Raw genomic sequence first — 26,536 nt, 5'->3', positions numbered from 1 at the left:
TCGTGCTCCCGGTGCCTCTGTCCCGGATGCTCGCAGCATACACCCTGATCAAAGAATCAACGCCGAACATCGGCACCGAGAACCTCATACCGGTTACCAACCCGCTGGAGCGCGTCAACAAGGAGATCAAGCGGCGGACCAACGTGGTCGGGATCTTCCCGAACCGCGAGGCCGTGATCCGCCTCGTCGGGGCGCTCATGCTGGAGCAGAACGATGAGTGGGCCGTCTCCCGCCGTTACATGCCGATGGAAAAGCTGACCGCCATGTGCAACGATGACGACGCGGCGACGATGATCGCCGCTCAGTGAACGAGCAACACCGGCAATGAAGAAGCAGGTGGACGCCAGTTCCTACACCACTTCCCGGGGCACTACCCCTTCTCTACCGCCCTTGGCGAGAGTTTTCCGGCGATAATGGCATCTTGAAACCCGAAATCAGGATGACCTTTGACCTGCGATCGGAGACACCGAAAAAATGTCCGGGAAGCCAAGACCTACGGCCCAAACAGAGCGGCAAGGGAGAGTTCCGGCTCTGGTGAATCAAATCGTGGTATCCGTGCTGTCCTGATCACGACCATCTAACCGCTCACGGCCACCCAGCCGTGAGAAATGTATCCCGAATTGTATCCCTTGCACGCCCGAAAGTTAAAAAATCATTTAAAAACAATACATTAATCGAAATTAGTGGCGGAGACGAAGGGATTCGAACCCTCGAGACGGTTTCCCGCCTACTCCCTTAGCAGGGGAGCGCCTTCGACCACTCGGCCACGTCTCCGCCGACCCGTATAGCCGCCCAACCACAGGAAATTCAAGGTGAAATCACCGCGGTTGCCGGAGATGGCCGGACGCGGGCGAACTCTTTGAAAACGAACCAAAAGAAAGCCCCGTGGCGCGGTCGGCGCAGGGCGCGAGGGAAATTTTCCTTTCGTCTCGCCGATGGTCGCGCCCGGCTGGCGCGAAAGCGCGCGGCGGTCAGGGCCGGCGCCGCCGACCTTCCACGAGCCAGGCCGCCAGCGCGAGGCCGGCGGCGATCAGCAGCATCAGCCAGGGCGGAGCGAGCGGGGTGACCGTGAGCGCCTCCACCACGTAGGCCTCGCGCGGGGTGTAGCCGATCCAGCCGCGCCCGGCGGCGTTGCGGCCCGGGCGCACCGGGCGCAGGGTCGGCGTGCCGTCCTCCAGCGCCACCGCACCGCCGCCCGTGGGCGCGATCACCGGGGCGAGCGGCGCGGCGCTGGCGAGCGTTGCCTCGAATTCCTTCGGCGCCGAGGGGCCGACCGCGATCACCGCCTCCTGCGCGCCGTCTGCGAGCCGGTAAAGGCCCATCGCGGGCGCATCGAAGGTGGTGCTGAAAACCCCGGGCTGGCGCTCGGCGAGGGGCAGCACCGTCACCTCGCCATCGGGACCGGTGACCGTCACCTCCCGCGCGCCGGTGTCCAGCGAGCGGCGGGTGATCGTCACCTCGCTGCCCTTGGCTTCGGCGGTCAGCGCCTCCTCTTCGAGGTCCGGCTCCTTCATCATCCAGTGCGCGAGGCGGCGCAAAAGCTCGAGCTGCGGGCCACCGCCCTCGTAGCCGCGTGCCCAGAGCCAGGCGTGGTCGGAGGCGATCAGCGCCACGCGGCCGTCCTCGACCCGGTCGAGCACGAGCAGCGGCGCGCCTTCGGCCCCGCTCATCACCGTCATCCCCGTGCCCTCGGGCACGTCAAGCTCGACCTGCCTGAGCCAGCGCCCCCAGCCGCCATCGGGGCCGAAACCTTCGAGCCCGCGCGTGACCGGGTGGCGCGCGCCGAGGTCGGTCACTTCGGGCAGGTAGGGCGTTTCGATCAGCCGCGAGCTGGGCCGCCCCGGCAGCACCTCGCCCAGCGGCGAGCGGGCAAGGCTCCGGGCCGAGGCGAAATCCGGCCCCGCCGAGATCAGCACCGCGCCGCCGTTGCTGATGTAGTCGCGCACCGAGGCGAGGTAGGCGGCGGGCAGGATGCCGCGCAGCATGTAGCGGTCGAAGATGATCAGGTCGAACTCGTCGATCTTTTCGAGAAACAGCTCCTGGGTGGGGAAGGCGATCAGGCTCAGCTCGGTCACCGGCACGCCGTCCTGCTTTTCCGGCGGGCGCAGGATGGTGAAATGCACGAGATCCACCGCGCTGTCGGACTTCAACAGGTTGCGCCAGGTCCGCGTGCCGGGGTGCGGCTCGCCCGAGACGAGCAGCACGCGCAGACGGTCGCGCACACCGTTGATCGCCACCACGGCGGCGTTGTTGCGCTCGGTCAACTCGCCCTCGGCTACCTCGGTGGTGAACTGGATCACGTTCTGCCCGCCGTGGCTGAGTGTCACCGGCATCTGCAGGTCGCGCCCGATCGGCACCTCGTGCAGGCTTGGTTCGCCGCCATCGACCGAGATCGCAAGGGTCGCGATCTCGTCGCCCGGGCCGGCGCCGTCGTCGTCGATCCGCAGCCCGATAACCTGTTCCTCGCCGAGGATGGCGAAGGCCGGGGCGCTGGTGATGCGCAGGCGGCGATCCCAGTCGTCGCTGCGGCCGGTGGTGAGCAGGTGAAGCGGCGCGGGCAGGGCAGGGGCGGCCTCGATGTCATGCACCTGGCCATCGGAGATCAGCACCATCGCCGCCACCCGGTCGCGCGGCACCTCCGCCAGCGCCGCCGCGAGCGCGGTCATCGCCAGCGTGCCGCGGTTGTCGGCGCCATTGCCGAGCCGGGCGACGCGCAGATCCAGCCCCCGCGCCATCGCCTCGCGCTCAAGCGCGGCGAGCGCGGCTTCGGTCTGCGCCGCCCGGTCCGACAATCCCTGCGAGGCGCTTTCATCGACCACCGCGAGCAGGATGTCGCCAAGTCCGGCGCGGTCTTCGCTCTGCAGCGAAGGCCCGGCCAGCGCGACGAGCAGCGCCCCCGCTGCGAGCGCGCGCAGCGCCCAGCCCTTCAGCCCGCGCCAGAGCGCCAGCGCGGTGAGCGCCAGAACCACGGCCGCGGCGGCCCAGAGCACCGGCCAGGCAAAGGCCGGGTCGAAGATCACCGACGACGCGTTCATTGCCCGAGCCTTTCGAGAAGCGCCGGCACGTGCACCTGGTCGGATTTATAATTGCCGGTAAGCACGTGCATCACCAGGTTGACGCCGAAGCGATAGGCCATCTCGCGCTGGCGCTCGCCGGCATAGCCGCGGCCAACCGGCAACATCGGCTGGCCGGTTTCGTCCACCGCCCAGGCCCCCGCCCAGTCGTTGCCGCCGATCACCACCGGGGTGACGCCGTCATTGAGGTTGCGAAACGGCATGCCGTCGGCGCGCTCGGCATCCGGCGGGGCGGCCTCGACCCAGATCTCGCGCCCGGCGTGACGGCCCGGGAAATCGTTCAGGAGGTAGAAGGCGCGGGTCAGCACATGGTCGCTGGGCACCGGTTCGAGCGGCGGAATGTCGAGCGGACGGGCGAGGCTTCTGAGCCGCGCGCCCTCCGCCGTGGTGCCGGAGCCGAAGCCCGCGATATCGCCGTCGCGGGTGTCGAACAGGATCATCCCGCCGGCGCGCAGATAGGCGTTGAGCCGCGCATAGGCGGCATCGGAGGGCGTGGGCTGGTCGGCCGTGACCGGCCAGTAGATCAGCGGGTAGACCGCCAGTTCGTCGGCCTCCAGGTCGACGCCCGCCGGCGGCGAGGGTTCTACCGAGGAGCGCATGAAGATCTGGTCGGACAATCCCGCAAGCCCGGCTTCCGAAACCCGGTCGATCCCAGGGTTCCCGGTGCGAACATAGGCAAGCGTGACGTTGTCCGCCGCGGCGATCGTGGCGAGGTCGATCCCGTCCTGGGCCCGGGTTTCGCCGGGGGTGAGGACGACAAGCGCCAGCGCCAGCCCCGCCGCCGCGCTCCCGGCGCCGTGCGCGAGCCGGCCGGAAAGCGCGAGGGCGGCGAGGATATCGGCGGCCAGCAGCGCCAGCGCGGCCATCAGTAGCCATCCCGAAAGGTCGCGCTCCGGGCCCGCGTCCTGCCACTCGGGGGTGATGCCCATCGGCCAGTCCGCCGCGCCCAGCACGGCCTCCGGGCCGAGCACGTTCACCGCCACCCGCCGCGCCTCAGCGCGGTAGAGCCCGGGCAGCAGCTCCGGCCCCGGCGTGCCGGTGAGCGCCTCGCCGGCAATGCCCGGCCGGTCGCCCGCGTCGGAAAGCGCGCCGAACCCGTCGAGCAGCCGTTCGGGCAGCCATGTCGTGCCGGCAAGCTCGCCACGATCCGGGCTGCCGGCGGGGGTTGAAACCGCGAGGCGTTCGAGCATCTGCACGAACAGCCCCGAGAGCGGCAGGCTCGACCATTCGGCATTGGCGGTGCTGTGCACCAGAACCACCTGCCCGTCGCCCAGCGCCTTGCGGGTGACAAGCGGGGTGCCGTCTGCCAGCGCCGCGATGGTGCGCTCGGCAAGCGCCGGCCCCGGCTCGGCCAGAACCTGCGCGCTCACGGTCACGTCGTCGGGAATGGCAAGGCCGTAGAACGGCGAGTCCTCGGCGAAGGGCGCGAGCGCACGCGGCGCGCCCCAGCTCATCGCACCGCCAAGGCTGCGCCCGCCCGCGCGCAGGCGCACCGGCAGGAGCGGATCGTCGTCGCCGCGTCCGGCGTCGGCGGCGGCAAGCCGGGGTCCGGCGAAGCGCAGCAGCAGCCCGCCCTCGGCCACCCAGGTTTGCAGGGCCTCCGCCCCGGCCGGGGCGAGGGTCGCGACATCGGCGAGGATGATGACGTCGGGTCCGGTGGCGACCAGGTCGGCGAGCGGGCCTTCCAGAACCTCCGCCGTGGGCGTCAGCGCCTCGCGCAGGTAGTGCAGCGGCGAGAGCAGTTCCAGCCCCTCGCGGCCGGCGCCGCCCTCGATCAGCGCCACCTTGCGGCGCCTGAGCGAATCGTCGGCGAGGGTGACGGCGCCGGCGGCGCGCAGGCCCTCGATCTCGAACCGCGCCACCCGGTTGCGCAACTCCGGCGGCAGCGAAAGCTCCGCACGCGCCTCGCTGGCCCCGTCGGCAAAGTCGAGCGTGGCGCGCACCAGCGCGCGCTCGACCCCGGCCGGATCGGGCCCGAGGCCGGTGATGGCGATTTCCTGCGCCCCCGCCGGGCGCGACCGCAGCGCGGTGACCTGCACCATCCCGCCCTCGATCCGCGCCGGGCGCAGCCCGAGGCGCGGGGCGGGGGGCTCCAGCACGGTAAGCGGCCCGAGATCGGCAAGAACACCGGCAAGATCGGCGCGTGCCGGGCTTTCAAGCCCGTCGGAGAGCCAGAGGGTTTCGACCTGAGCCGATGCGTCGAGGCCGCGCGCCCAGTCCAGCATCGGGCCGTGATCGGGCGCGAAGGGGCGCGGCGCGAGGCCGGGCAGGGCGGCAGCGGCATCGCCGGCGGCGCGCAGGGGCAACTCGCCCGGGTCTCGCGGCGGCTGCGACACGAGCACGACCGCCGCCCGTCGTCCCGCCGCTTGCGCCGTCTTCAGCGCCCGCTCCGCCGCCTCGATGCGCGCCGGCCAGTCCGGCGCGGCGGCCCAGCCGTCGTCGATCAGCACCACCAGCGGCCCGCTGCCCGGCACCCGCGGCTCGGGGTTCAGCACCGGACCGGCGAAGCCGACGATCATCGCCGCAACCGCGAGCAGCCGCAGGAGCAGGAGCCACCAAGGCGTGCGATCCGTTTCGTGATCCTTGTCGTCGAGGCCGAGGAGCAGGATCACGCCGGGAAAGACGCGGCGGATCGGCGCAGGCGGCACGGCGCGCAAGAGCCACCACAGGACCGGCAGGGCGACAAGCGCGAGGAGCAGCCATGGTGCGGAAAACCCGATCGGGCCGAGGCTGAACATCAGATCCGCCCCTCCAGCGCGCGGTAGAGCCAGAGCAGCGCCGAGGAGGGCGCATCGCCGGTGTGATGAAGGTGGTATTGCCAGCCGGTCCGGCGCGCCAGCTCGTCGAGCCGGGCCTTGCGTTCGGCCAGCCTGTCGAGGTAGCGCGCCTTCAGATCACCCGCCTGCCGGGTTTCATGCGCGACGCTCCCGCCCACCGATTGAAACACCGTGCGTCCGCCATAGGGAAAACCCTCCTCCGCCGGGTCGAGCACCTGGAGCAGCGCGCCGGTCACGCCACGGTCGGCGGCGGTGGTGAGCGCGGCCTCGACCGGGTCGAGCGGCCCGAGGAAATCGGAGAGAAACACCGCGCGGGCGTGCCGCGGCAGGGTGGCCAGATGCGGCGCGCCATAGTCGGGCGCGCCCGGCTCGGCCAGCGCCGCAGCGATCCGCTCAAGCTGCAACGGCCCGCGCATCGGCGGCGCCTCGGTTTCGCTCAGGCCGACGCGCTCGCCGCCGTTCACCAGCAGGATCGCCGTGGCCAGGGCGATGAGCGCGGCGCGTTCGGCCTTGGTCTCGAGGCCCTTGCCCGAGGCAAAGCGCATCGACGCCGCGCGATCGACCCAGAACATCACCGCCTGCGCCGCCTGCCACTCCTTTTCCTGCACGAAGTGCTGGTCGGAGCGGGCCGAGCGGCGCCAGTCGATGGCGCGCGCCGGGTCGCCGGGCTGGGCCGGGCGAAACTGCCAGAAGGCATCGCCCAGCCCGGGGCGGCGGCGGCCGTGCTCGCCGAGCACGATACCTGCGGCGAGGTGACGGGCGCGGGCGAGAAGCGGCGGCAGCGGATCGGCCAGCGCTTCGGCACGGGGGCGCAATCGGGTCATGACGGCAAGGCCGGGGGGCGCTGCCCCCCGGACCCCCCGAGGTATTTGGACCAGGATGAAGAGGGGCGCCGGGTCATCGGATCAGGCGGCGGCCTCGGAGGCCCGAAGCCCGGCGACGACAGGGTCGATCACCCCCGCGAGGCTTTCGCCGCGCGCGCGGGCGGCGTAGCCCAGCGCCATGCGGTGGATCAGCACCGGGCCGGCCAGCGCGATCACGTCGTCGAGGCCGGGGGCGAGGCGGCCCGAAAGCAGCGCCCGCGCACGCACCAGCAGCATCAGCGCCTGCGCCGCGCGCGGGCCCGGCCCCCAGGCCACCGCGTCGCGCACGAAATCGGGGGCGGTCTCGTCGTCGGGACGGCAGGCGCGCACGAGGTCGAGGATCAGTTCCATCACCGCGTCGCCCACCGGCATCCGCCGAAGCAGGCGTTGGGCCGCGATCAGGTCATCGGCGCTGAACACCGGTGAGACCGCCGCCTCCTCCGCGCCGGTGGTGGCGCGCAGGATGTCGCGCTCGTCGGCGCGGCTGGGATAGGCGACGTCGATCTGCAACAGGAACCGGTCGAGCTGCGCCTCGGGCAGCGGGTAGGTGCCCTCCTGCTCGAGCGGGTTCTGCGTCGCCAGGACGTGGAACGGCGCCTCCAGCCGGTGCGCCTGGCCCGCCACCGTCACCTCGCGCTCCTGCATCGCCTGCAGGAGCGCCGATTGGGTGCGCGGGCTGGCGCGGTTGATCTCGTCGGCCAGCAGCAGCTGGCAGAACACCGGGCCGGGCAGGAAGCGAAACGCGCGGCTGCCCTCGGTGCCTTCTTCCAGCACTTCCGAGCCGATGATGTCGGCCGGCATCAGGTCGGGGGTGAACTGCACCCGCCCGCCTTGCAGGCCCATCACCGTCGAGAGCGTGTCGACGAGGCGGGTCTTGCCGAGCCCCGGCAGGCCGATGAGCAGCGCGTGCCCGCCCGCCAGCATCGCCGCGAGCGTCAGCTCCACCACCTGCGTCTGGCCAATGATCCGGCGCGCGATCATCGCGCGGGCCTGACCGAGCTTTCCGCCCAGCGCCTCGATATCGGCGACCAGGTCCTCCGCCTTGTCCATGCGTTGTCTCCTTGCCATACTCGCCAACCATTAAACGTCACCGGGGGGCTTGCTCAAATGACAAAACCGACAGACGGCGCAAATCGTCCACCTTCCGCCGAGAGCCTGGCCGGCGCGGCGCGCGCGGCGGCGAAGAAGGGCCCGCCGCCGGTGCACCTGTGGAACCCGCCGTTCTGCGGCGATCTCGACATCCGCATCGCCCGCGACGGCACCTGGTTCTACCTCGGAACGCCGATCGGCCGGCCCGAACTGGTCAAGCTCTTCGCCTCGATCATCCGCAAGGACGGTGACGCCTATTTCCTCGTCACCCCGGTCGAGAAAGTCGGCATCACGGTCGATGACGCGCCCTTCGTGGCGGTGGATTTCACCGTGCAGGGCGAGGGGCGCGACCAGCGGCTCACCTTCACCACCAATGTCGACGATCGCGCCGCCGCCGGGCCGGATCACCCGATCCGCGTGGTGCGCGACCCCGAAACCGGCGAGCCCGCGCCTTATGTCACCGTGCGCGCCAATCTCGAAGCGCTGATCGACCGCAAGAGCTTCTACCGCCTCGTCGACCTTGGGCGGCACGAGCCGGTCGACGGCACAAGCTGGTTCGGCGTCTGGTCGGGCGGCCGCTTCTTCCCGATCATCCCGAGCGAGGAATTGCCGGGCTGACCGGTTGCGCGCCTTTTTGCATGAAGGGCAGAGTCCCATTCGACCAAACCCGCGCCGCGCCGTCGCACCGCTGAACCTTGTTGCGCGCCCCGCGCCTTCCTGCTTTCCTCCCGCCACGGAGGAGCCATGCCGAAATTCGCCGCAAACCTCACCTTCCTGTTCCGCGAACTGCCCTTTCTCGACCGGTTCGAGGCGGCGGCGGAGGCCGGGTTCGCGGCGGTCGAGGTGCTGTTTCCCTACGATGACGCGGCGGGCGAGATCACCCGGCGGCTGCGCGCCAACGGCCTTGAGATGGTGCTGATCAACGCGCCGCCGCCAAACTGGGCGGGCGGTGCGCGCGGGTTCGCGGCAGTGCCCGGAGGCGGCGAGCGTTTCCGCCACGATTTCCGCCGGGCGATGCGCTTTGCCGAGGCGCTGGGTGCCCAGCATCTGCATATCATGGCCGGCAAGGCGCAGGGCCTCGTGGCGCGGCGCACCTTTGTCGAGAACCTCGCCTGGGCGGCGGCGCAGGCGCCGCGGATGAGCCTCACCATCGAGCCGATCAACCCCACCGACATGCCGGGCTATTTCCTCGATGATTTTGACATGGCGGCGGAGATTCTCGACGAGGTGGGCGCGCCCAACCTCGGGCTCCAGTTCGACATGTATCACGCCCAGATGATCACCGGCGACGGCATCGCGGCGTGGGAGGCGCATGGCCACCGCGCCCGCCACATCCAGGTCGGCGGGGTGCCGGGGCGGCACGAGCCCCTGGCGGGCGAGGTCGATTACCCGGCCTTTTTCGCTCGGCTCGACACCGAGGGCTACGCCGGCTGGGTGTCGGGCGAATACAACCCGGCGGGGCGCACCGGGGAGGGGCTTGGCTGGATCGCCGCGCCCGTTGCCTGAGGCGCGCTGTTTGACACAGCGCAATTCCGCCGGGCGCGCTTGCGTGCTAGAACGGTCGGACAAGCGCGACAGGAGGGTATCATGTGTCTCGGAATTCCCGGCCGGATCGTCGAGATCACCGACGCGGCTCGCATGACGGCGATGGCCGATGTCTCGGGCGTCAAACGCGAGGTCAACATCGCCTGCGTGGCGGAGGCCGAGCCGGCCGCTCTGGTCGGGCGCTGGGCGCTGATCCACGTCGGTTTCGCCATGGCATTGATCGACGAGGCCGAGGCGGCGGCCACGCTGGAGGCGCTCAGGCATCTGGGCGAGGCGCAGGAAACGCTCGAACAGATCGCCGAGAGCGCGCGGGCGCTGTCATGAGGTATGTCGAGGAATTCCGCGATCCCGCCGCCGCCAAGGCGCTGATCGCGCGGATCGGCGCGGTCGCCGAGGCGATCGGCGCAACCCGGGCCGAGCCGGTGCGGATCATGGAGATCTGCGGCGGCCACACCCATGCGATCTTCCGCTACGGGCTCGACCGGCTGGTGCATGAAGGCATCGAGTTCATCCACGGCCCCGGCTGCCCGGTCTGCGTGCTGCCGATGGCGCGGGTCGACGAGGCGGTGGAGATCTCCGAGCGCCCGGGGGTTATCTTCACCAGCTTCGGCGATGCGATGCGGGTGCCGGGCACGAAAAAGTCGCTGTTGCAGGCCAAGGCCGAGGGCGCCGATATCCGCACCGTCTATTCGCCGCTCGACGCGCTGGAACTTGCCCGCCGCCACCCGGACCGCGAGGTGGTGTTCTTCGGGCTGGGGTTTGAAACCACGACGCCCTCCACCGCGCTCACCATCCAGCAGGCGGCGCGCGAGGGCATCGGCAATTTCACCGTGTTCTGCAATCACATCACCGTGCCGCAGCCGATCAAGGTGCTGCTCGACGACCCGCATATGCTGCTCGACGGTTTCGTTGGTCCCGGCCATGTCAGCATGGTGATCGGCACCCATCCCTACGACTTCATCGCCCAGGATTACGGCAAGCCCATCGTGGTGGCCGGCTTCGAGCCGACCGACCTTCTGCAATCGGTGCTCATGGTGCTGGAGCAGAACCGCGACGGGCGCGCGGAGGTGGAAAACCAGTATGGCCGTGTCGTGCCGGAGCATGGCAACCCGGTGAGCCTCGCCGCCATGGCCGATGTCTACGAGCCGCGCCCCTCCTTCGCCTGGCGCGGGCTTGGCGAGATCGACGCGAGCGGGTTGTGCATCCGCCCGGCCTACGCGGCCTGGGACGCGGAAGCGAAGTTCGGCATCGGCTACGGCGCGCGCCGCGCCCGCGACGTGGCCGAGCCCGAGGGCACCCGCTGTGCGGCGGTGATGACCGGCCGGATCAAGCCAACCGGCTGCCCGATGTTCGGCACCGAATGCACGCCAGAGACCCCGCTGGGCGCGCTCATGGTCTCTTCGGAAGGGGCCTGTGCCGCCTATTGGCAATACGGCGGGCGGCGCGGCCCGGCGGCGGCGGAATAGGGCGACGCGGCCCCGGATGTTTGGAGCGGAGCAGAATGACATTACGCGGTGACAGGGTGACGCTGGCCCACGGCGGCGGCGGCAGCGCGATGCGCGACCTCATCGAGGAGGTGTTCACCGGCGCTTTCGAGCCCGACGGGATGGAAGACCAGGCCCGGCTGGAAGCGGGGGCGCTAGCCGAACCGGGTGCACGGCTCGCCTTCACCACCGACAGTTTCGTGGTCAGTCCGGTCGAGTTTCCCGGCGGCGATATCGGCACGCTGGCGGTGAACGGCACGGTGAACGATCTCGCCGTCGGCGGCGCCCGCCCGCTCTGGCTTTCGGCCGCCTTCATCATCGAGGAGGGCACCGATTTCGCGCTCCTGCGCCGGATCGTCGCAAGTATGAAAGGTGAGGCCGAACGCGCCGGGGTGCGCATCGTCACCGGCGATACAAAAGTGGTGGGCCGGGGCGCGGCCGACCGGGTGTTTGTCACCACCTCCGGCGTGGGGGTGATTCCGCCGGGGCGCGACATCGCCGCCGCGCATATCCGCCCCGGCGACGTGGCCATCGTCAATGGTGTGCTGGGCGATCACGGCGCCTGCATCCTCGCCGCGCGCGGTGATCTGGCGCTTTCGTCCGACCTGCAGAGCGATTGCGCCGGGCTCGGGCACCTGATGGAGGCGATCCTCGCCGCCGCGCCCAACGCCCGCGCCGCGCGCGACTGCACCCGCGGCGGGCTGGCCTCGGCGCTCAACGAAATGGCCGAAGCGGCGGGCGTGGGCATCGAGATCGAGGAAACCGCGCTGCCGCTGCGCGCCGAGGTGAAAGGCACCTGCGAGCTGCTCGGCCTCGACCCGCTCTACCTCGCCAACGAGGGGCGGCTGGTGGTCTTCGTGCCCAAGGCGGAGGCGCAAGCGACGCTGGCGGCGATGCGCGCGGTCGATACCGGCGCCGGCGCCACCATCATCGGCCGCGCCACCGAGGGCCCGGCGGGGCAGGTCACCATGCGCACGCTCTTCGGCGGCTCGCGCATCGTCGACATGCTGGTGGGCGAGCAACTGCCGCGGATCTGCTGAGCCGGCGCCTTGCCCGGGTGACGCCGGCACGATCGCCCGCGCCGGCTTTCCTGCCTTCGCAGCCGTGATAGCCGCGGGGGGTTACGACCCCCAATAGTCGTTGAAGGCCGACATGAAAGACGCGCCGTTGCGCTTCGGGACATAATCCGAGGCCGATACCACCTTGCCGCCGATACTGTAGCTTTTGCCGTCGTTGGACTGGTAAACGGGCATCCCGGATTCCGCATCCACGTACCGCGTTTCCTTGAAATCGGGGTCGTAGTTGTAGCCCTTCGGCGAACCCTCTTGCGCGGCCATGCGCGCCTGGCGCCATGCTTCCCGCCGATTGTCAGGGCTCAGCCCGATGCCCAAGTCGAAGTAATGCGTCGCCGCCTTGGCGTCAGAACCGGAAAAATCGGGCGCCACATCGGTCGCGCCGATTTCTTGCCCAACCGAGTGGCCGAGGGAATTGACGCCGGAACCCATGCTGACAGCCACCGCGACGCCGATCCCCATCACGGCGGCGGACAGGACAACCCAATCAACGACGACCGAGCCGCCATCGTCCCGTTCAAAACGGGTCAGCATGTCGGGCTTTCGAATCATCCTTTCATTTCCGGCATTCCGAAGACATGGTTACCGAGTCGTTACCTGAATTCCGTGACCTTTCTGAGTGAATGGCGTGCAAATCCTAGGGCGTTTCGGCCCGGTTTCGGCCTTACAGGCGGCGCGAGGCATTGCCGTCGTCGCTGCGAACCGATGCTTTTTGCTACCTCTTGCGCAGCCCGAAAAGGCCACCGCGCGGCCCCCCTGCGCCTCGTTCGACGGGCGCCTAGGTTTCCGCCAGGAACCCGCCCGATTGCCGGTCCCAAAGCCCCGCGTAGATTCCGCCTTGGGCGATCAGCGCCTGGTGGGGGCCGTCTTCGACCACCCGGCCCTGATCGAGCACCACGATCCGGTCCATCCGCGCGATGGTGGAGAGACGGTGGGCGATGGCGATCACCGTCTTGCCCTCCATCATGCCGTAGAGGGTGTTCTGGATCGCCGCTTCCACCTCGCTGTCGAGCGCGCTGGTGGCTTCGTCGAGGACGAGGATCGGGGCGTCCTTCAGCATGACGCGGGCAATGGCGACGCGCTGGCGCTGGCCGCCCGAGAGCTTCACCCCGCGCTCGCCGACGTGGGCCTCGTAGCCGGTGCGCCCGCGCGGGTCTTCCAGTTCGAGGATGAAGTCATGCGCCTCGGCGCGGCGGGCCGCAGCGATCATGTCTTCCTCGCTCGCGCCGGGGCGGCCGTAGAGGATGTTGGCGCGGACCGAGCGGTGCAGGAGCGAAGAATCCTGGCTCACCATGCCGATCGCGGCGCGCAAGCTGTCTTGCGTCACCTCGGCCACGTTCTGCCCGTCGATCAGGATCCGGCCCGCCTCTGCGTCTCGGAACCGCAGGAGCAGGTTCACCAGCGAGGATTTGCCCGCGCCGGAGCGGCCCACGAGCCCCACCTTCTGCCCCGGCGGGATGGTGAGCGAGACGTGGTCGAGCCCGCCCACGCCCTTGCCGTAATGGTGGCTCACGTCGTCGAAAACGATCTCGCCGCGCCCGATCCGCAGCGCCGGCGCGCCGGGGGCATCGGTGATCTCGTGCGGCACCGACAGCGAGCGCAGGCCCTCGCGGATCACGCCCGCGTGCTCGAACAGCCGGATCGTCACCCACATGATCCAGCCCGACATGCCGTTGAGCCGGATCGTGAGCGCCGAGGCGGCGGCCACCTCGCCGACGCTCACGCGACCCAGCGTCCAGAGCCAGAGCGCGGGCGCGAGCACACCGACGATGAGCAGCCCGTTCAGCACGTTCTGGCCAAAGCTCAGCTCGGTCATCAGCCGCAGGAAACGCTGGAACCGCAGCCGGTGGCGGCGCATCGCGGAGCGGACGTAGTCTTCCTCGCGCGCGCCCTGGCTGAACAGCTTCACGCTCTCGATATTGGCATAGGCATCAACGACGCGGCCGGTTACCAGCGAGCGCGCGTCCGACCATTTCTCCGAGGCGGTCGCCACCCGGATCGCCACCCAGCGGGTATAGGCGATGTAGAATGCGAGCCAGATCAGCAGCGGCAGCGCCAGCCATGGCGTGACCTGCCCGAGCAGCACGGTGGCGGCGATCACGTAGGTCAACGCATACCAGATGCCCTCGAAGGCCATGTAGGTGCTGTCTTCCACCGCCGGCCCGAGCTGCATCACCCGGTTGCTCAGACGCCCGGCGAAATCGTTCTGGAAGAACCCCGACGACTGGCCGAGCATGTGCCGGTGCGCGCGCCAGCGCACCTGGTCCTGCATGTTGCTCGACAGGGTCTGTTCGAGGAAGAAGTGGTTGAGCACGATGGCGAAGGGGCGCAGCGCGACGACGAAGAACGCGGCGAGCGCCAGTTCCAGCCCGTGGCGGCCCCAGAAGGCGGAAGGCTCGGCGCCGTCCATCAGGTCGATCACCCGGCCGGTGTAGAAGATCAGCCCGGTTTCGATCAGCGCCACGACCACGCCGGTCAGCGCCATCCAGACCATCCAGCGCCGGAAATTGCCGTATTGGCTGAGCAGATAGGCCCAGACCGTGGCCGGCGGTGTGGCCGGATCGTGCGGCGCGAAGGGGTCAACGAGGTTTTCGAAGTATCGGAATATTCTGAACATGGTGGAACACCGGGGAACGGAACGGCATGAGCAGGCAGCGCGCAGACAAGTGCCTGACCGTCGGCCGGTTGTTCGGCCGCGATCATCCTTGCTTGCGCCATTTTGCAACGCGGTGATAGGCGCACGCGCGCCGGCTGTCACGCGGTTTGTCCAATCGGAAAAATCCGCACCGGTGCACGATGCCGCCGGATCGCGCTGTCAGTCGTCGAGCGAGGCGAGCACCGATCCGGCGGCGGCGGTGGGCGAGGTCTCGCCGCGCGCCACCGCTTCGCCGAGCCGGGCGACTCTCGCGCGGATCGAGGGGTCGTTTTCGAGCCGGGCGAGCAGGCCCGCGCGCAGTTCTTCCTCGAACCAGTGGCGCGCCTGTTCGGCCCGGTTGCGCGCCCAGTGGCCGGTGCTCCGGCGCCACTCGACGAGCGCGCTCATCGCCTCCCAGGCTTCGGGCAGGCCCGCCTGGGTGAGGGCCGAGACGAGCATCGCGCGGGGGTAGCCGTCGGGGTCTTGCGGGCGCTTGCGCAAGAGCCTGAGCGCGCCGGCATAATCCGAGCAGGTGCGCGTGGCGGTGTCTTTCAGCGCGCCGTCGGCCTTGTTGACAAGGATGATGTCGGCGATCTCCATGATCCCGCGCTTGACCCCCTGCAACTCGTCGCCGCCGGCGGGCGCGATCAACAACAGGAAAAGGTCGGCCATGCCTGCCACCATGGTTTCAGACTGGCCCACGCCCACGGTTTCGATCAGCACCACGTCGAACCCCGCCGCTTCGCACAGCGCCACCGCCTCGCGCGAGCGCCGGGCCACGCCGCCAAGCTGGCTTTGCGCGGGCGAGGGGCGGATGAAGGCGTCTTTCTCACGCGCGAGGCGTTCCATCCGGGTCTTGTCGCCGAGGATCGAACCGCCCGAGCGGGCCGACGAGGGATCGACGGCGAGCACCGCCACTTTCAGCCCGCGTTCGATCAGGAACATCCCGAAGGCCTCGATGAAGGTGGATTTGCCCACCCCCGGCGTGCCCGAAAGCCCGATCCGCAACGCCTCTCGTCCGGCGCTGCCGACCGCCTCGATCAGCCGGGCGGCTTCGGCGCGGTGATCGGCCCGGCCGCTTTCGACCAACGTGATCGCGCGCGCCAATGCCCTGCGCTCGCCGGCGATGACCCGTTTCGCGAGATCGTCGATGTCCATCGCTCCACCCTCCGCTGCGGCCTCCGTCTTGCCTGCCCTGCGCTGTCTTGTCCAGCCGCTCGGCTGGGCCGGGAAGGGGCGGCGTGGTAAGATGAGGCAGCTCGAAACACCGATTCGGCTGGAGAAGGCGTGATGCGCAAATCCCTCGGTCTGCTGGCGGCGCTTGGATTGCTGCTCGCAGCGCCCGCCTTGAGCGACTCCGCGCAAGCCAGCTTCGGCGTGCGGCTCTTCGGCGCGCCGGTGGGGCAGATGGTGCTCGCCAAGAACGCCAATGGTTCGGCCTATGCGGCGAAGGGCGAGTTTCGCACCACCGGGCTCGCCGGCCTGCTCGCCCGGGTCCGCTTCACCATGAGCGCGCGCGGCGTCGGTGCCATGCCCGATCTGCGGCCCCGGAGCTACGAAGAGGATGTCGACACGGGCTATCGGACCTCCGCGGTGCGGGTGAGCTTCGCCGCGGGCGACGCGCGGATCGACCCGCTCACCGGCCTGATCGCCGCGCTGATCGACCGTGACGCCGACAAGGGCTGCGCCTTCGACGGGCAGACCTTCGACGGCAAGCGCGCCATGCGGGTGCAGATCCGGCCCGCGGCGGGCGGTGTTGGCGACACCCTCACCTGCAGTGGTCTGCTCACCCGGCTTTCGGGCTACACCGAGGCCGAGATGGCCGACGCGGTGAACTTTCCGTTCACGATCCGCTTCGAGCGCGCGGGCGACAGGTTGGTGGCGATGCGCGCCGATATCGACACGATCCACGGCAAGGTGGCGCTCGTGCGCAGATAGCGCGATAAGGCCGCCATGACGCCGCTTCCGATAGATAGTGTTCTGCCCGGCCTGCGCGCCGCGCTCGCCGAAGCCGGGCGCGCCGTGCTCGTGGCCCCGCCCGGTGCGGGCAAGACAACCCGGGTGCCGCTGGCGCTTCTGGATGACGTGGCCGGCCGGATCGTGATGCTGGAGCCGCGCCGCCTTGCCGCGCGCGCCGCTGCCGAGCGGATGGCCGAAACCCTTGGTGAGCCGGTGGGGCAAGCGGTGGGCTTTCGTATTCGCGGCGAGGCGAAGGTTTCCAAGGCCACGCGCATCGAGGTGGTGACCGAGGGCATTCTTACACGAATGCTGCAATCCGACCCCGCTTTGGAGGGGATTGGCGCCTTGATCTTTGACGAATTCCACGAACGCTCCCTTAATGCCGATCTCGGCCTTGCGCTGGCCTGGGAGGCGCGCGAGGCGCTGCGTGACGATCTGGTTCTGGTGGTGATGTCGGCCACGCTCGACGCCGAGCCGGTTGCGGAGATCCTGGGCGGCGCGCCGGTGCTGGTGAGCGAGGGCCGCGCCTTCCCGGTCAAAACCCTCTGGCTCGACGCGCCGCTGCCGCCCAGGGCGCGCTTCGAGACGGCGGTGGCCGACCTGGTGCTGCGCGCGGTTAACGAAACCAGCGGTGGCGTGCTCGTGTTCCTGCCCGGCGAGGGCGAGATCCGGCGGGTCGAGGCGGCGCTTTCGGGCCGTCTGCCGGGTGATTGCCGCATCCGCCCGCTGTTCGGCGCCCTCGACATGGCGGCGCAACGCGCGGCGATCCGGCCCGAGCCGGAAGGCCGCAAGGTGGTGCTCGCCACCTCGATCGCCGAAACCTCGCTCACCATCGAGGATATCCGGGTGGTGGTCGATGCCGGCAAGGCGCGCCGTGCGCGGGTCGATCCCGGCTCGGGCATGAGCCGGCTGGTGACCGAGCGGGTTTCGAAAGCGGAAGCGGCGCAGCGCCGCGGGCGTGCCGGGCGGGTGGCCGCGGGCACCTGCTACCGGATGTGGACCAAGGGCGAGGAGGGTGCGCTCCTGGCCTTCCCGCCCGCCGAGATCGAGATGGCCGATCTTGCGCCGCTGGCGCTGGAACTGGCGCTCTGGGGCGCGGGAGACGGCGAGGGGCTCGCCTTCCTCACGCCGCCAAACCCCGGCGTTCTGTCCGAGGCGCGGGCGCTGCTCGCGGCGCTGGGGGCGCTCGACGCGGCCGGCAGGATCACCGATCACGGCAAGCGGCTGGCGCGGCTGCCGCTGCACCCGCGCCTTGGCCACATGCTGGTGGTGGCCGGGCGCGAAGCCGCGCCGCTCGCCGCGCTGATGGAAGAGCGCGATCCATTGCCGCGCGGCGCAGCGGTGGAGCTGTCCTTGCGGCTGGCGGCGCTGGCCGATCCGGCGCGGTTTCGCGCCGAGCACGGGATCGAGCCGAACCGCGCCACCGTTGCGCGCATCCACACCGAGGCCAAGCGCCTCGCCCGGCTCGCCGGCGACGGCCCGGCGCTTTCGCCGGCGCAGATGGCAGCGCTCGCCTACCCCGACCGCGTCGGCCTGCGCCGCAAGGGCGGTGCGGCGCGCTACGTGCTCTCGGGCGGCAAGGGCGCGGTGCTCGACGATGCCGATCCGCTCGCCGGCCAGCGGCTGATCGTGGTGACCGACACCGACGGCGACCCGCGCGAGGCGCGTGTGCGCATGGCCACGGCGATCAGCGAGGCCGAGCTGCGCGCGGTGCATGGCGAGGCCATTGGCTGGCACAGGGTTTGCGCATGGTCGCGGCGCGAGGGTCGGGTGCGGACGCGCGAGGAGGAACGCTTGGGCGCGCTTGCGCTGGCCGAGCGCAACTGGACCGACGCCGATCCGGAAGCGGTGGGGCGGGCCATGCTCGATGGCGTGCGCCAGATCGGGCTTGCCCCCTCGGCGGCGGCGCGCCGCTTCATGGCGCGGATAGAGCTGGTGCGCGCCACCGACCCCGATCTGCCGGAGATGACCGAGGCGGCGTTGATGGACAGCCTCGAAGACTGGCTGTTGCCCCACCTCGGGGGGGTGCGCACGGCGGAAGACTGGAAGCGTTTCGACATCCTCGATGCGCTGCGCGCCCGGCTCGACTGGGGCCAGATGCAGCGTCTCGACGCCGCCGCGCCGGCGCATTTCACCACCCCGCTCGGGCGCAAGGTGGCGATCGACTATTCCGGCGACGCCCCGGAGATCGCGGTGCGGCTGCAGGAGATGTTCGGCGTTACCCGCCACCCGATGGTGGGGGCGACGCCGCTGCGCGTGACCCTGCTTTCGCCCGCCGGGCGCCCGGTGCAGACCACCGCCGACCTGCCGGCGTTCTGGGCCACGAGCTATGCCGACGTTCGCAAGGACATGCGCGGGCGCTATCCCAAACACCCCTGGCCGGAGGACCCGACCGCCGCCGACCCGACCCTGCGCGCTCGGCCTCGCAAGGGTTGATCGCGCGGGAAAAAGACCCGTGCGCGGCGAGTTGATTTGTAATTTACCTTTTCTTGACCTATTTAAGTTCCAACAAAAGAAAAAAAATAACAGGCGGGTACCATGTCGTCGATCATCACCAAGGCCTGGGACGAGGTCTTAGTTCCCATGTTCCGCCGCCCGAGCCGATTTCAGGTGGCGGCGCTGTGCTATCGCAAGTCCGAGGGCCGCAAGGAAGTGCTGCTCATCACCACCCGGCGCACCGGGCGCTGGATGCTGCCCAAGGGCTGGCCGATGGATGGCAAGACCGCCGCCGAGGCGGCACGGATCGAGGCCTGGGAAGAGGCGGGCGTGAAGTCGGCCAAGGTGCGCCGCGCGCCGGTGGGCGAGTTCGACTATATCAAGCATCACGACGACGGGCTGAGCGAGCCCTGTTCCGCCACGGTCTATGCGCTCAAGGTGACCGACATGGCGGACGAGTTCCCCGAGGCCGGTCAGCGCGAGCGCGCCTGGGTGACGTTGGACAAGGCCGCCGACATGGTCGAGGAAGAAAGCCTCAGCGCGCTGCTGCGGGCGTTTTGACCGCGCCGCCCTGTCACTGACCGCTTCCGCGCGCCACCGCGACGGGAGAAACCATTGCATCGCCCTGATCGCTGGGGTAGCTCGCCCGAAACGTAACGGTTTCATGACATGATCGTAACAGGGGCGGGCGGCGATGGTGGATGACAAGAGATCCCGGCAATGGAAGACGCTCGACAAGGATCTCGGTCGCATCGGCCAGCTTGAACGCGCAGCACTCTACGTGTCCCGCCCGATGGTGGGCACCGGGATCGCGCTCGCCTTCATCGTCATCGCGGCGCTTGGCGCGGCGGTGTTCTTCGGCCAGCAGACGACCAATTACATCATCGTCGCGGCGGCGGCCTTCGGCGCCTACATGGCGCTCAACATCGGCGCCAACGACGTGGCCAACAACATGGCGCCGGCGGTGGGGGCCAACGCGCTCACCATGGGCGGCGCCATCGTCATCGCCGCGCTGTTCGAGAGCGCGGGCGCCCTGCTCGCCGGGGGCGACGTGGTGTCGACGATTTCCAAGGGCATCATCAACCAGGAAGCGGTGGCCGACAGCCGGGTGTTCATCTGGGCGATGATGGCGGCGCTGATCTCGTCGGCGCTCTGGATCAACCTCGCGACATGGGTGGGCGCACCGGTCTCCACCACGCACTCGGTCGTCGGCGGGGTGATGGGCGCGGGCATCGCGGCGGCGGGGCTGAGCGCGGTCAACTGGCCGTCGATGAGCGCGATCGCCGCCAGCTGGGTGATCTCGCCGGTTCTGGGCGGGGCGATCGCCGCCGCCTTCCTCGCCTTCATCAAGAAACACATCATCTACGTCGACGACAAGATCGCCGCCGCGCGCCGCTGGGTGCCGGTGCTGATCGCGATCATGGCAGGCACCTTTGCTGCCTATCTCGCGCTCAAGGGGCTGAGCCGGGTGGTGAAGATCGACATCGGCACCGCGCTGCTCGTCGGCGTGGGGAGCGGGGCGGTCGCCTACGTGATCTCTGCGCCGCTGATCCGGTTGCAGAGCGAAGGCATGGAAAATCGCAACAAGTCGCTCAAGGCCCTTTTCGGGCTGCCGCTGGTGATCTCGGCGGCGCTGCTGAGCTTCGCCCATGGCGCCAACGACGTGGCCAACGCGGTCGGCCCGCTGGCCGCCATCGTGCATGCCGAAAGCCTCGGCGAGGTGGCCGGCAAGGTGGCGATCCCGCATTGGGTGATGATCATCGGCGCCTTCGGCATTTCCTTCGGGCTGATGCTGTTCGGGCCGAAGCTGATCCGCATGGTGGGCAGCCAGATCACCAAGCTCAACCCGATGCGGGCCTATTGCGTGGCGCTCTCGGCGGCGATCACGGTGATCGTGGCAAGCTGGCTCGGCCTGCCGGTTTCCTCCACCCATATCGCCGTGGGCGGGGTGTTCGGCGTGGGTTTCTACCGCGAATGGCACACGATGCAGCGCCGCCGCGCCAACAACCTCAAGCTCCCCGACATGCGCCGCCTGCCGGCGGAGGAACTGCGCCGCCGCAAGCTGGTGCGCCGGTCGCATTTCATGACCATCGCGGCGGCCTGGGTGATCACGGTGCCCGCCGCCGCGCTTCTGTCTGGCGGGATTTTCCGGCTGCTCAGCCTGATCGTGCTCTGATCACCCGGATCGGCCGATCGCCTGGCCCGCGTCGTCGCAGGCCTCGGCGCCGGTCTCGGTATCGAGCGTCACATGGGCGATGTGGAAACGCTCGGCCAGCATCTCCCTCAACGCGGCCTTGAGGCGGGCGACCGCCGCGAGATCGTTGGCGGTGGTGACCACGTGGGCCTCCAGCGACACGATGTCTTCCGAGATCTGCCACAGGTGCAGGTGGTGCACGTTCTCGACCCCGTCGACCGCCTCCATCGCCGCCAGCACCGCTTCGGGGGCGATGTCGGGCGGGCTGCCCAGCATCAGGATGCGCACCACGACCCGGATCTCGCGCAGCGCCATGGCGAGGATGTAGGCCGCGATCCCGAGGGTGACCAGCGGATCGGCGAGCCGCCAGTCGAACCACAACACCGCCACCCCGACGAAGATCACGGCGATCGAGCCGAGCGCGTCGGCGAGATTGTGCAGGAAGGCGGCGCGGATGTTGAGGCTCTGTTTCGACAGCCGATAGGTCAGCGCCGCCGTCGCGGCATCGACGAGCAGGGCGAGCCCGGCCACCGCGATCACCAGCCCGCCGGTGATCGGTTCGGGCGCGATGAACCGCGAGACCGCCTCCCAGACCAGGTAGAGCCCGATCAGGACCAGGGTGGTATAATTGATCAGCGCCGCGACCAGCTCCGCGCGCTTGTAGCCGAAGGTCATCATCGCATCCGTCGGCCGCCGGGCGATCCGGCGCGCGCCCCAGGCGATGGCGAGCGTGGCGGCGTCCGAGAGGTTATGGATGGCATCGGCGATCAGCGCGACCGAACCCGAGAGGATCCCGCCGACGATTTCCGCCAGCGTCAGCGCGACATTGGCCGCGATGGCCAGCGCCACAGCCCGGTCGCCGGCATCGGGCGACACGTGCTGGTGGCGGTGTCCGTCGGCTGGATGATCATGCGGCATCTTGCGGCCGAGCTTGCGCCTGATCCGGCCGCGCTGCAAGCCTCCCGGCCGACCGGGCGCCTCCTGCGACTACCGGCGCAGCCGCAGGTGCGCCTTGATCTGGCCGTGGTCGGAAGCGAGCTTGTTGTAGGGCGCTTCCGGGTGCGCGCCATCGGTGATGTGATCGTTCAGCACCGAGAAATAATCCATGTCGGCGATCCGGCCCTCGAAATCGGGGTGAAAATGCCGCGACAGCAGGATCTGGTCGAGCGACTCGTAAACGCCGCCGAAGGCCGAGGTATAGATCACGTCGCGCAGCGATTTGCGTACGAAGAGCTTTTCCGCCGCATGCAGCCGCACCCGTTCCACCGCCTCGGTGATGGCCTGGTGCTCTGCGTCGGAGTAGCGGTCGCCGTGGCTGGTGGCGTCATGGCGCAGCATCCACGAATAGTTGCGAAACGGCACCTCGCCCGCGACGATCTCGGCACTCACCGCGTGTTCCCCATCGTTGAAATCGCCCACCGCCACCACCGGGTTTCCGGCGTCGAGTTCGGCCACGATCTCGCGGCGCAGAACCCAGGCCTCGGCCATGCGCCGGACGGCGGCGCGCAGGCTGCCCATGGCGCGGCCGACGGGATCGTAACGCGTCAGGTCTTCCTCGGGCGCGAAGTCGGCGCCCTCGGGGCGGATGTATTCGCCGAGCTTCGACTTCAGGTGGCAATTGAACAGCGTCACGACATGATCGCCCACCGGCACGCGCACCTTGAGGATCGGGCGAGACAACCGGCGCAGGGTGTAGTGGCCGCCGTCCAGCGCGCTGTCCATCCCGCGCAGTGCCTGGAACGGGATGTCGAGCGGCTGGTCGAGATCCTGGATCACCTCCGGTGTGCCGACGAACCCGAGGCGCGACAGCACCGCAACGCCGGGCCGCCGCTCGCCCGGTACGCCCTCGTCGGCGGCATTCGGCGCGAACGCGAGCGCGGCGTCATCCCAGGGATCGACGCCGAGCTTCTCGAAGATGACCTTACGGTGATAGGCCTTGCCACGGTCGGGGATCACCGCGTCGTTCAGCGCCTTCGCCCGGCGGCTGGCCTCCGCGACCACGTCGCGCAAGGCGTCCTCTTCGAACACCTCCTGGAACCCGATCACGTCGGCGTCGAGGTCGATGAGCTGGCTCGCCGTCCAGTCGCGTTTCCAGGCGTATTCCTCCGGGGTGTAGATCTGGAACTGGTAGTATTCCTTGTCGGGGCCGATCAGGTTTTTCAGATTGAAACTGGCAATGGAGAACTGCATCTCTTCCCCCGCTGGGTTGCGATATGCTCCAGCCTAGCCCAACCGCCTAGCGAACGACAGCTTGGCTCGCGAAAATCGAGGCCCACAGCGCCGCTGGCCACCGGGCCGCCCTTCCTGAACGCCGCGCGCGCCGGGGTGAAAAGCCTTAACCCCCGCCGCCCACCTTGCCCGAACCAAATCGGACGAGGAGAACCCCATGCTGCGTTATGTCTACGGCCACGATCTGCACCGCTTCCCGCGTCTCGCGCAAAGCATGTTCACCGACCGGGCCTTGCAGTTCGCCGAACGGCTCGGCTGGGCGGTGAGCGTGAACGCGGCCGGTGAGGAGCGCGACCAATACGACGCGCTGAACCCGCTCTACCTGGTCTGGGAGCGCGAAGACGGGCGCCACGGCGGCTCGATGCGCTTTCTGCCCACCACCGGGCGCACCATGGTCAACGAGCATTTCGCCCACCTCAACGGCGGGGCGCCCATCACCAGCCCGCTGATCTGGGAATGCACCCGGTTCTGCCTCGCGCCGGGTGGCGACGGGCGGGTGGCGGCCGCGCTGGCGCTGGGCGCGGGCGAGTTGATGGCGGCGTTCCGGCTGGAGCATTTCGTCGGCGTCTTCGACGCGCGGATGGAACGGATCTATGCCCGCATGGGCCTCCGGCCGGAGGTGCTCGGACGCGTCGGGGAAGGCCGTGAGGCCGTCGGCGTGGGGCTGTGGTCGATGGACGAGGCGGCCTTCGCGCCCACGCTCGCGCGCGTCGGCATCAGTCGCGCAACCTCGCGGCGCTGGCTGCGCGAGGGCCTCAAGCCGGGGGCGGCCGCCACGCCGCTTCCGGGGCTCGCCCGGACGGGCTGATCGCGCTGGCCTCGCGCGCGGCGGGCGGGTAGGATCGCGCCATGAACAGCCTGCCCGCGATCGCCTTTTCCGAAGACCAGGCCGAGGCCCATGACCGCGTGGCAGAGCTGCTCCGCGGCGTCGGCGTGGATATCGACGAAGGCGTCACCACGCCGATCAGCGAGGGCAAGGCCCGGGCGATGGCGCTGGTGGGCCGGGCCGGCTCGGGCAAGACCCTGCTGCTCGCCGAGTTGACGCGGGCGGTGACCGAGGCGGGCGTGGAGATCGTCTCGGGCGACTGGGAGGGCAAGCGCCGCAAGGACCGGCGCACGCTCGCCATCCTCGCCCCCACCAACAAGGCCGCCAGCGTGCTGCGCAGCCGGGGCGTGCCCGCCACCACGATCCACCGCATTCTCTACACCCCGGTTTATGCCCCCGAATACGAAGCCATCGCCGAGTGGCTCGCGGGGCAGGGCGAGCGTCCGGAAGTCGCCGACCTGCCGCCCTCGGCGCTGGATCGGGCATATGCCTTCTACCAGACGCAGAAATCCATTCCCGGCGCGCTCGCCGCCGCCGGCCTGCGCGGCTCCGATTTCATCGCCGGGTGGAAGCGCCGCGATGACCCGCTCGACATCGGCTTCGTCGACGAAAGCTCGATGCTCGACGAAAAGCAGTTCGAAGACCTGCAGGAGATTTTCCCCGCCCTCGTGCTGTTCGGCGACCCGGCCCAGCTGGCGCCGGTGGGCCAGTCCGGCGCAATGGTGTTTGACAGCTTCCCCGCCCCGCGCAAATGCACGCTGCACCGCGTTCACCGCCAGGCGCAGGACAACCCGATCCTCGATCTCGCCCACGCGCTGGGCGACGAGGATTTGAGCTTCGAGTCCTTCGAGCGGATGGTGGAAGACGCCGCCCGGCGTGACGACCGCGTGGTGCTCGCCCCCCGGGTGAACGCCGACCTGATGGCGCGCTCGCCGGTGCTGGTCTGGCGCAACAAGACCCGGGTGCGCCTGATCACCGCTTTCCGGGCTGCCCATGGCGCGCCGGATCACGAACTCATCCCCGGCGAGCCGCTGATCTGCGACGGCATCGAACTGCCGCTCAAGCACCGCAAGCGGCGGATCGAGCTGGAAGCGAAGGGGCTGATCAAGGGCGCGCAGGTGGTGTTTCTCGGCCCGGGCCGCAAGCCGGGCTTTTCCCGCCTGCACGTGATCGGCGCGGAGGATCCACGCATCTCGGTGGCCTCGATCATCAAGATCGAGAAGCCCGACGAGGAGGAGCCTTTCATCCCCTTCGCCGCCACCATGGGCGCGGCTTTCCTGCACGGGGCGGCGGTGACGATCCACAAGGCGCAGGGCTCGCAATGGCCCGAGGTGCAGGTGTTCGCCCCCGATCTCTGGGCGGCGGCGCGGGCCGGCCGGGTCGAGGCGGGCATCCCGCTGTGGAAGCGGCTGGCCTACGTCGCGATCACCCGGGCCGAAACCCGGCTGCATTGGGTCACCCGCTACGCGCTGGCCCGGCCGACCGAGGCGCTCGGCACCGCCGATCTGGCCGCGGCGCCGGCGCCGCTCGAACTGCAGGCGGAGGAAGATGGCGCGTAGCATCCTGATCACCGGCGCGAGCGCGGGGATCGGCCGGGCGGTGGCCGAGCGCTTCCTCGCCGATGGCTGGATCACCGGCCTCGTCGCCCGCAGGCAGGCGCTACTCGAAGAGGTGGCGGCGGGGCAGGCGCGCGCCGTGGTGCTGCCCGCCGACGTGACCGATCCCGACGCCGTGGCGCAGGCCTTTGCCGGTTTCGCCGCACGGGCCGGGCGGCTTGACGTGCTGTTCAACAACGCCGGCATCTTCACCCCCGCCGCGCCGATCGACGAGATCCCGCTCGAAGACTGGCACCGCGCCCGCGCGGTCAACCTCGACGCGATGGTTTACTGTGCCCGCGCAGCCTTCGGCCAGATGCGCCGCCAGAAGCCGCAAGGCGGGCGGATCATCAACAACGGTTCGATCTCGGCGCAAAGCCCGCGCCCCGGCTCGATGAGCTACACCACCACCAAGCACGCGATCACCGGGCTGACGAAAACCCTCTCGCTCGATGGCCGTCCTTTCGACATCGCCTGTGGCCAGATCGACATCGGCAACGCCCGCACCGAGCTGTTGCAGGGCATCATCGACGCCGCCGAGGCGCGGGGCGAGGCGCCGCCGCCGACGATGGACGTGGCGCAGGTGGTCGATGCGGTGGCCTACATGGTGGGCCTGCCGCCCGAGGCCAACGTGCAGTTCATGACGGTGATGGCAACCAGGATGCCCCATATCGGCCGCGGCTGAGCCGGGCGCGGTTTCCCTGCGGAAGCCGATACGAATTCCGCTGCGGAATTCGGTTCGAAATCCGCAGCGGAT

The 26,536-nt window shown here is 69.6% G+C and carries 22 protein-coding genes and 1 tRNA gene; 13 read left to right on the top strand and 10 right to left on the bottom strand.

All coding sequences use genetic code 11. The annotated features are described in order from the left end of the window. Positions 1–308, top strand: a 308-nt coding sequence (locus IEW01_RS15805; protein WP_229738303.1) for a transposase, incomplete at its 5' end; no start/stop codon positions are given. 376 nt (positions 309–684) lie between these two features. Here IEW01_RS15805 and IEW01_RS15800 read toward each other — a convergent pair. The 5 genes from IEW01_RS15800 to IEW01_RS15780 all read right to left on the bottom strand — a co-directional run bounded on the left by IEW01_RS15800 (position 685) and on the right by IEW01_RS15780 (position 7,764). Continuing rightward, a tRNA-Ser gene (locus IEW01_RS15800) sits at positions 685–774 on the bottom strand. Positions 775–971: 197 nt separating this feature from the next. After that, positions 972–3,035 (bottom strand): hypothetical protein, encoded by a 2,064-nt coding sequence (locus tag IEW01_RS15795; RefSeq protein WP_188529518.1) that lies wholly within the window; start codon positions 3,033–3,035, stop codon positions 972–974. After that, positions 3,032–5,812: a DUF4159 domain-containing protein gene (locus IEW01_RS15790; protein ID WP_188529516.1), complete on the bottom strand. Its 2,781-nt coding sequence runs from the start codon at positions 5,810–5,812 to the stop codon at positions 3,032–3,034. Before IEW01_RS15790 ends, IEW01_RS15795 begins: the two co-directional genes overlap by 4 nt. Next, positions 5,812–6,675, bottom strand: coding sequence for a DUF58 domain-containing protein (locus tag IEW01_RS15785; RefSeq protein ID WP_188529513.1), 864 nt, complete (start codon positions 6,673–6,675; stop codon positions 5,812–5,814). Before IEW01_RS15785 ends, IEW01_RS15790 begins: the two co-directional genes overlap by 1 nt. Before the next feature lie 81 nt (positions 6,676–6,756). Then, a complete protein-coding gene (locus tag IEW01_RS15780; protein ID WP_188529511.1) occupies positions 6,757–7,764 on the bottom strand; it encodes an AAA family ATPase in 1,008 nt (335 codons plus the stop codon). A 57-nt stretch (positions 7,765–7,821) separates the two neighbouring features. Here IEW01_RS15780 and IEW01_RS15775 point away from each other — a divergent pair, with 57 nt between their 5' ends. The 5 genes from IEW01_RS15775 to hypE all read left to right on the top strand — a co-directional run bounded on the left by IEW01_RS15775 (position 7,822) and on the right by hypE (position 11,872). Then, complete coding sequence (locus IEW01_RS15775) at positions 7,822–8,421, top strand: DUF1285 domain-containing protein (protein WP_188529510.1); 600 nt, start codon at positions 7,822–7,824, stop codon at positions 8,419–8,421. A gap of 126 nt (positions 8,422–8,547) precedes the next feature. Next, positions 8,548–9,309 (top strand): hydroxypyruvate isomerase family protein, encoded by a 762-nt coding sequence (locus IEW01_RS15770; protein WP_188529508.1) that lies wholly within the window; start codon positions 8,548–8,550, stop codon positions 9,307–9,309. Positions 9,310–9,390: 81 nt separating this feature from the next. Beyond that, positions 9,391–9,672, top strand: a complete 282-nt coding sequence (gene hypC / locus IEW01_RS15765; protein WP_188529507.1) for a HypC/HybG/HupF family hydrogenase formation chaperone — start codon at positions 9,391–9,393, stop codon at positions 9,670–9,672. Then, positions 9,669–10,814 carry a hydrogenase formation protein HypD gene (hypD, locus tag IEW01_RS15760; RefSeq protein WP_188529505.1) on the top strand — a complete coding sequence of 382 codons (1,146 nt, stop codon included), beginning with the start codon at positions 9,669–9,671 and terminating at the stop codon, positions 10,812–10,814. The genes hypC and hypD overlap by 4 nt, the downstream gene beginning before the upstream one ends. A 35-nt stretch (positions 10,815–10,849) precedes the next feature. Next, a complete protein-coding gene (gene hypE / locus IEW01_RS15755; protein WP_188529503.1) occupies positions 10,850–11,872 on the top strand; it encodes a hydrogenase expression/formation protein HypE in 1,023 nt (340 codons plus the stop codon). An 81-nt stretch (positions 11,873–11,953) separates the two neighbouring features. On the opposite strand, the gene IEW01_RS15750 is transcribed toward hypE, so the two are convergent. The 3 genes from IEW01_RS15750 to meaB all read right to left on the bottom strand — a co-directional run bounded on the left by IEW01_RS15750 (position 11,954) and on the right by meaB (position 15,698). Next, the gene (locus IEW01_RS15750) at positions 11,954–12,439 is read right to left on the bottom strand and encodes a hypothetical protein (protein ID WP_188529501.1); all 486 of its coding nucleotides are present in this window, start codon (positions 12,437–12,439) and stop codon (positions 11,954–11,956) included. 244 nt (positions 12,440–12,683) lie between these two features. Then, positions 12,684–14,522, bottom strand: a complete 1,839-nt coding sequence (locus IEW01_RS15745) for an ABC transporter ATP-binding protein (protein WP_229738302.1) — start codon at positions 14,520–14,522, stop codon at positions 12,684–12,686. A gap of 198 nt (positions 14,523–14,720) precedes the next feature. Beyond that, complete coding sequence (gene meaB / locus IEW01_RS15740; RefSeq protein ID WP_188529499.1) at positions 14,721–15,698, bottom strand: methylmalonyl Co-A mutase-associated GTPase MeaB; 978 nt, start codon at positions 15,696–15,698, stop codon at positions 14,721–14,723. A gap of 132 nt (positions 15,699–15,830) precedes the next feature. Between meaB and IEW01_RS15735 the strand changes: the two genes are divergently transcribed. The 4 genes from IEW01_RS15735 (at position 15,831) to IEW01_RS15720 (ending at position 21,111) form a co-directional block, all read left to right on the top strand. Further along, positions 15,831–16,478, top strand: a complete 648-nt coding sequence (locus IEW01_RS15735) for a DUF3108 domain-containing protein (RefSeq protein WP_188529497.1) — start codon at positions 15,831–15,833, stop codon at positions 16,476–16,478. A 15-nt stretch (positions 16,479–16,493) separates the two neighbouring features. Next, entirely contained in the window at positions 16,494–18,935 is a 2,442-nt protein-coding gene (gene hrpB / locus IEW01_RS15730) for an ATP-dependent helicase HrpB (protein WP_188529495.1), read from the top strand. A gap of 102 nt (positions 18,936–19,037) precedes the next feature. After that, on the top strand, positions 19,038–19,496 hold the full coding sequence (locus tag IEW01_RS15725; RefSeq protein ID WP_188529493.1) for an NUDIX hydrolase: 459 nt from the start codon (positions 19,038–19,040) through the stop codon (positions 19,494–19,496). A 133-nt stretch (positions 19,497–19,629) separates the two neighbouring features. Continuing rightward, positions 19,630–21,111 (top strand): inorganic phosphate transporter, encoded by a 1,482-nt coding sequence (locus tag IEW01_RS15720; RefSeq protein WP_188529491.1) that lies wholly within the window; start codon positions 19,630–19,632, stop codon positions 21,109–21,111. Here the strand turns inward: IEW01_RS15720 and IEW01_RS15715 are convergent, their stop codons facing one another. Continuing rightward, a complete protein-coding gene (locus IEW01_RS15715; protein ID WP_188529489.1) occupies positions 21,112–22,047 on the bottom strand; it encodes a cation diffusion facilitator family transporter in 936 nt (311 codons plus the stop codon). 69 nt (positions 22,048–22,116) lie between these two features. Beyond that, positions 22,117–23,319, bottom strand: coding sequence for an endonuclease/exonuclease/phosphatase family protein (locus tag IEW01_RS15710; RefSeq protein ID WP_188529487.1), 1,203 nt, complete (start codon positions 23,317–23,319; stop codon positions 22,117–22,119). Between the two features lie 196 nt (positions 23,320–23,515). Here IEW01_RS15710 and IEW01_RS15705 point away from each other — a divergent pair, with 196 nt between their 5' ends. Genes IEW01_RS15705 through IEW01_RS15695 form a run of 3 tightly spaced genes read left to right on the top strand, consistent with a single transcriptional unit; the run spans position 23,516 to position 26,464 of the window. Then, positions 23,516–24,166: an acyl-homoserine-lactone synthase gene (locus tag IEW01_RS15705; RefSeq protein ID WP_188529479.1), complete on the top strand. Its 651-nt coding sequence runs from the start codon at positions 23,516–23,518 to the stop codon at positions 24,164–24,166. Positions 24,167–24,207: 41 nt separating this feature from the next. Further along, on the top strand, positions 24,208–25,743 hold the full coding sequence (locus IEW01_RS15700; RefSeq protein WP_188529477.1) for an ATP-dependent DNA helicase: 1,536 nt from the start codon (positions 24,208–24,210) through the stop codon (positions 25,741–25,743). Next, positions 25,733–26,464 carry an SDR family oxidoreductase gene (locus IEW01_RS15695; RefSeq protein WP_188529475.1) on the top strand — a complete coding sequence of 244 codons (732 nt, stop codon included), beginning with the start codon at positions 25,733–25,735 and terminating at the stop codon, positions 26,462–26,464. The genes IEW01_RS15700 and IEW01_RS15695 overlap by 11 nt, the downstream gene beginning before the upstream one ends. Positions 26,465–26,536: the final 72 nt, after the last annotated feature.

It is taken from the genome of Sinisalibacter lacisalsi (assembly GCF_014640115.1).
Classification (GTDB): Bacteria; Pseudomonadota; Alphaproteobacteria; order Rhodobacterales; family Rhodobacteraceae; genus Sinisalibacter; species Sinisalibacter lacisalsi.
This window is presented reverse-complemented; position numbering and strand designations above follow the sequence as displayed.

What these genes read in the sequence shown, in the direction of transcription:
- IEW01_RS15725 (WP_188529493.1), top strand. Translation starts at nt 19,038, where the DNA reads ATGTCGTCGATCATCACCAAGGCCTGGGACGAGGTCTTAGTTCCCATG.
- IEW01_RS15785 (WP_188529513.1), bottom strand. Translation starts at nt 6,675, where the DNA reads ATGACCCGATTGCGCCCCCGTGCCGAAGCGCTGGCCGATCCGCTGCCG.
- IEW01_RS15795 (WP_188529518.1), bottom strand. Translation starts at nt 3,035, where the DNA reads ATGAACGCGTCGTCGGTGATCTTCGACCCGGCCTTTGCCTGGCCGGTG.
- IEW01_RS15770 (WP_188529508.1), top strand. Translation starts at nt 8,548, where the DNA reads ATGCCGAAATTCGCCGCAAACCTCACCTTCCTGTTCCGCGAACTGCCC.
- IEW01_RS15780 (WP_188529511.1), bottom strand. Translation starts at nt 7,764, where the DNA reads ATGGACAAGGCGGAGGACCTGGTCGCCGATATCGAGGCGCTGGGCGGA.
- IEW01_RS15715 (WP_188529489.1), bottom strand. Translation starts at nt 22,047, where the DNA reads ATGCCGCATGATCATCCAGCCGACGGACACCGCCACCAGCACGTGTCG.
- IEW01_RS15790 (WP_188529516.1), bottom strand. Translation starts at nt 5,812, where the DNA reads ATGTTCAGCCTCGGCCCGATCGGGTTTTCCGCACCATGGCTGCTCCTC.
- hypE (WP_188529503.1), top strand. Translation starts at nt 10,850, where the DNA reads ATGACATTACGCGGTGACAGGGTGACGCTGGCCCACGGCGGCGGCGGC.
- IEW01_RS15750 (WP_188529501.1), bottom strand. Translation starts at nt 12,439, where the DNA reads ATGCTGACCCGTTTTGAACGGGACGATGGCGGCTCGGTCGTCGTTGAT.
- hypC (WP_188529507.1), top strand. Translation starts at nt 9,391, where the DNA reads ATGTGTCTCGGAATTCCCGGCCGGATCGTCGAGATCACCGACGCGGCT.
- IEW01_RS15775 (WP_188529510.1), top strand. Translation starts at nt 7,822, where the DNA reads ATGACAAAACCGACAGACGGCGCAAATCGTCCACCTTCCGCCGAGAGC.
- IEW01_RS15710 (WP_188529487.1), bottom strand. Translation starts at nt 23,319, where the DNA reads ATGCAGTTCTCCATTGCCAGTTTCAATCTGAAAAACCTGATCGGCCCC.
- IEW01_RS15700 (WP_188529477.1), top strand. Translation starts at nt 24,208, where the DNA reads ATGAACAGCCTGCCCGCGATCGCCTTTTCCGAAGACCAGGCCGAGGCC.
- meaB (WP_188529499.1), bottom strand. Translation starts at nt 15,698, where the DNA reads ATGGACATCGACGATCTCGCGAAACGGGTCATCGCCGGCGAGCGCAGG.
- hypD (WP_188529505.1), top strand. Translation starts at nt 9,669, where the DNA reads ATGAGGTATGTCGAGGAATTCCGCGATCCCGCCGCCGCCAAGGCGCTG.
- hrpB (WP_188529495.1), top strand. Translation starts at nt 16,494, where the DNA reads ATGACGCCGCTTCCGATAGATAGTGTTCTGCCCGGCCTGCGCGCCGCG.
- IEW01_RS15735 (WP_188529497.1), top strand. Translation starts at nt 15,831, where the DNA reads ATGCGCAAATCCCTCGGTCTGCTGGCGGCGCTTGGATTGCTGCTCGCA.
- IEW01_RS15745 (WP_229738302.1), bottom strand. Translation starts at nt 14,522, where the DNA reads ATGTTCAGAATATTCCGATACTTCGAAAACCTCGTTGACCCCTTCGCG.
- IEW01_RS15695 (WP_188529475.1), top strand. Translation starts at nt 25,733, where the DNA reads ATGGCGCGTAGCATCCTGATCACCGGCGCGAGCGCGGGGATCGGCCGG.
- IEW01_RS15720 (WP_188529491.1), top strand. Translation starts at nt 19,630, where the DNA reads ATGGTGGATGACAAGAGATCCCGGCAATGGAAGACGCTCGACAAGGAT.
- IEW01_RS15705 (WP_188529479.1), top strand. Translation starts at nt 23,516, where the DNA reads ATGCTGCGTTATGTCTACGGCCACGATCTGCACCGCTTCCCGCGTCTC.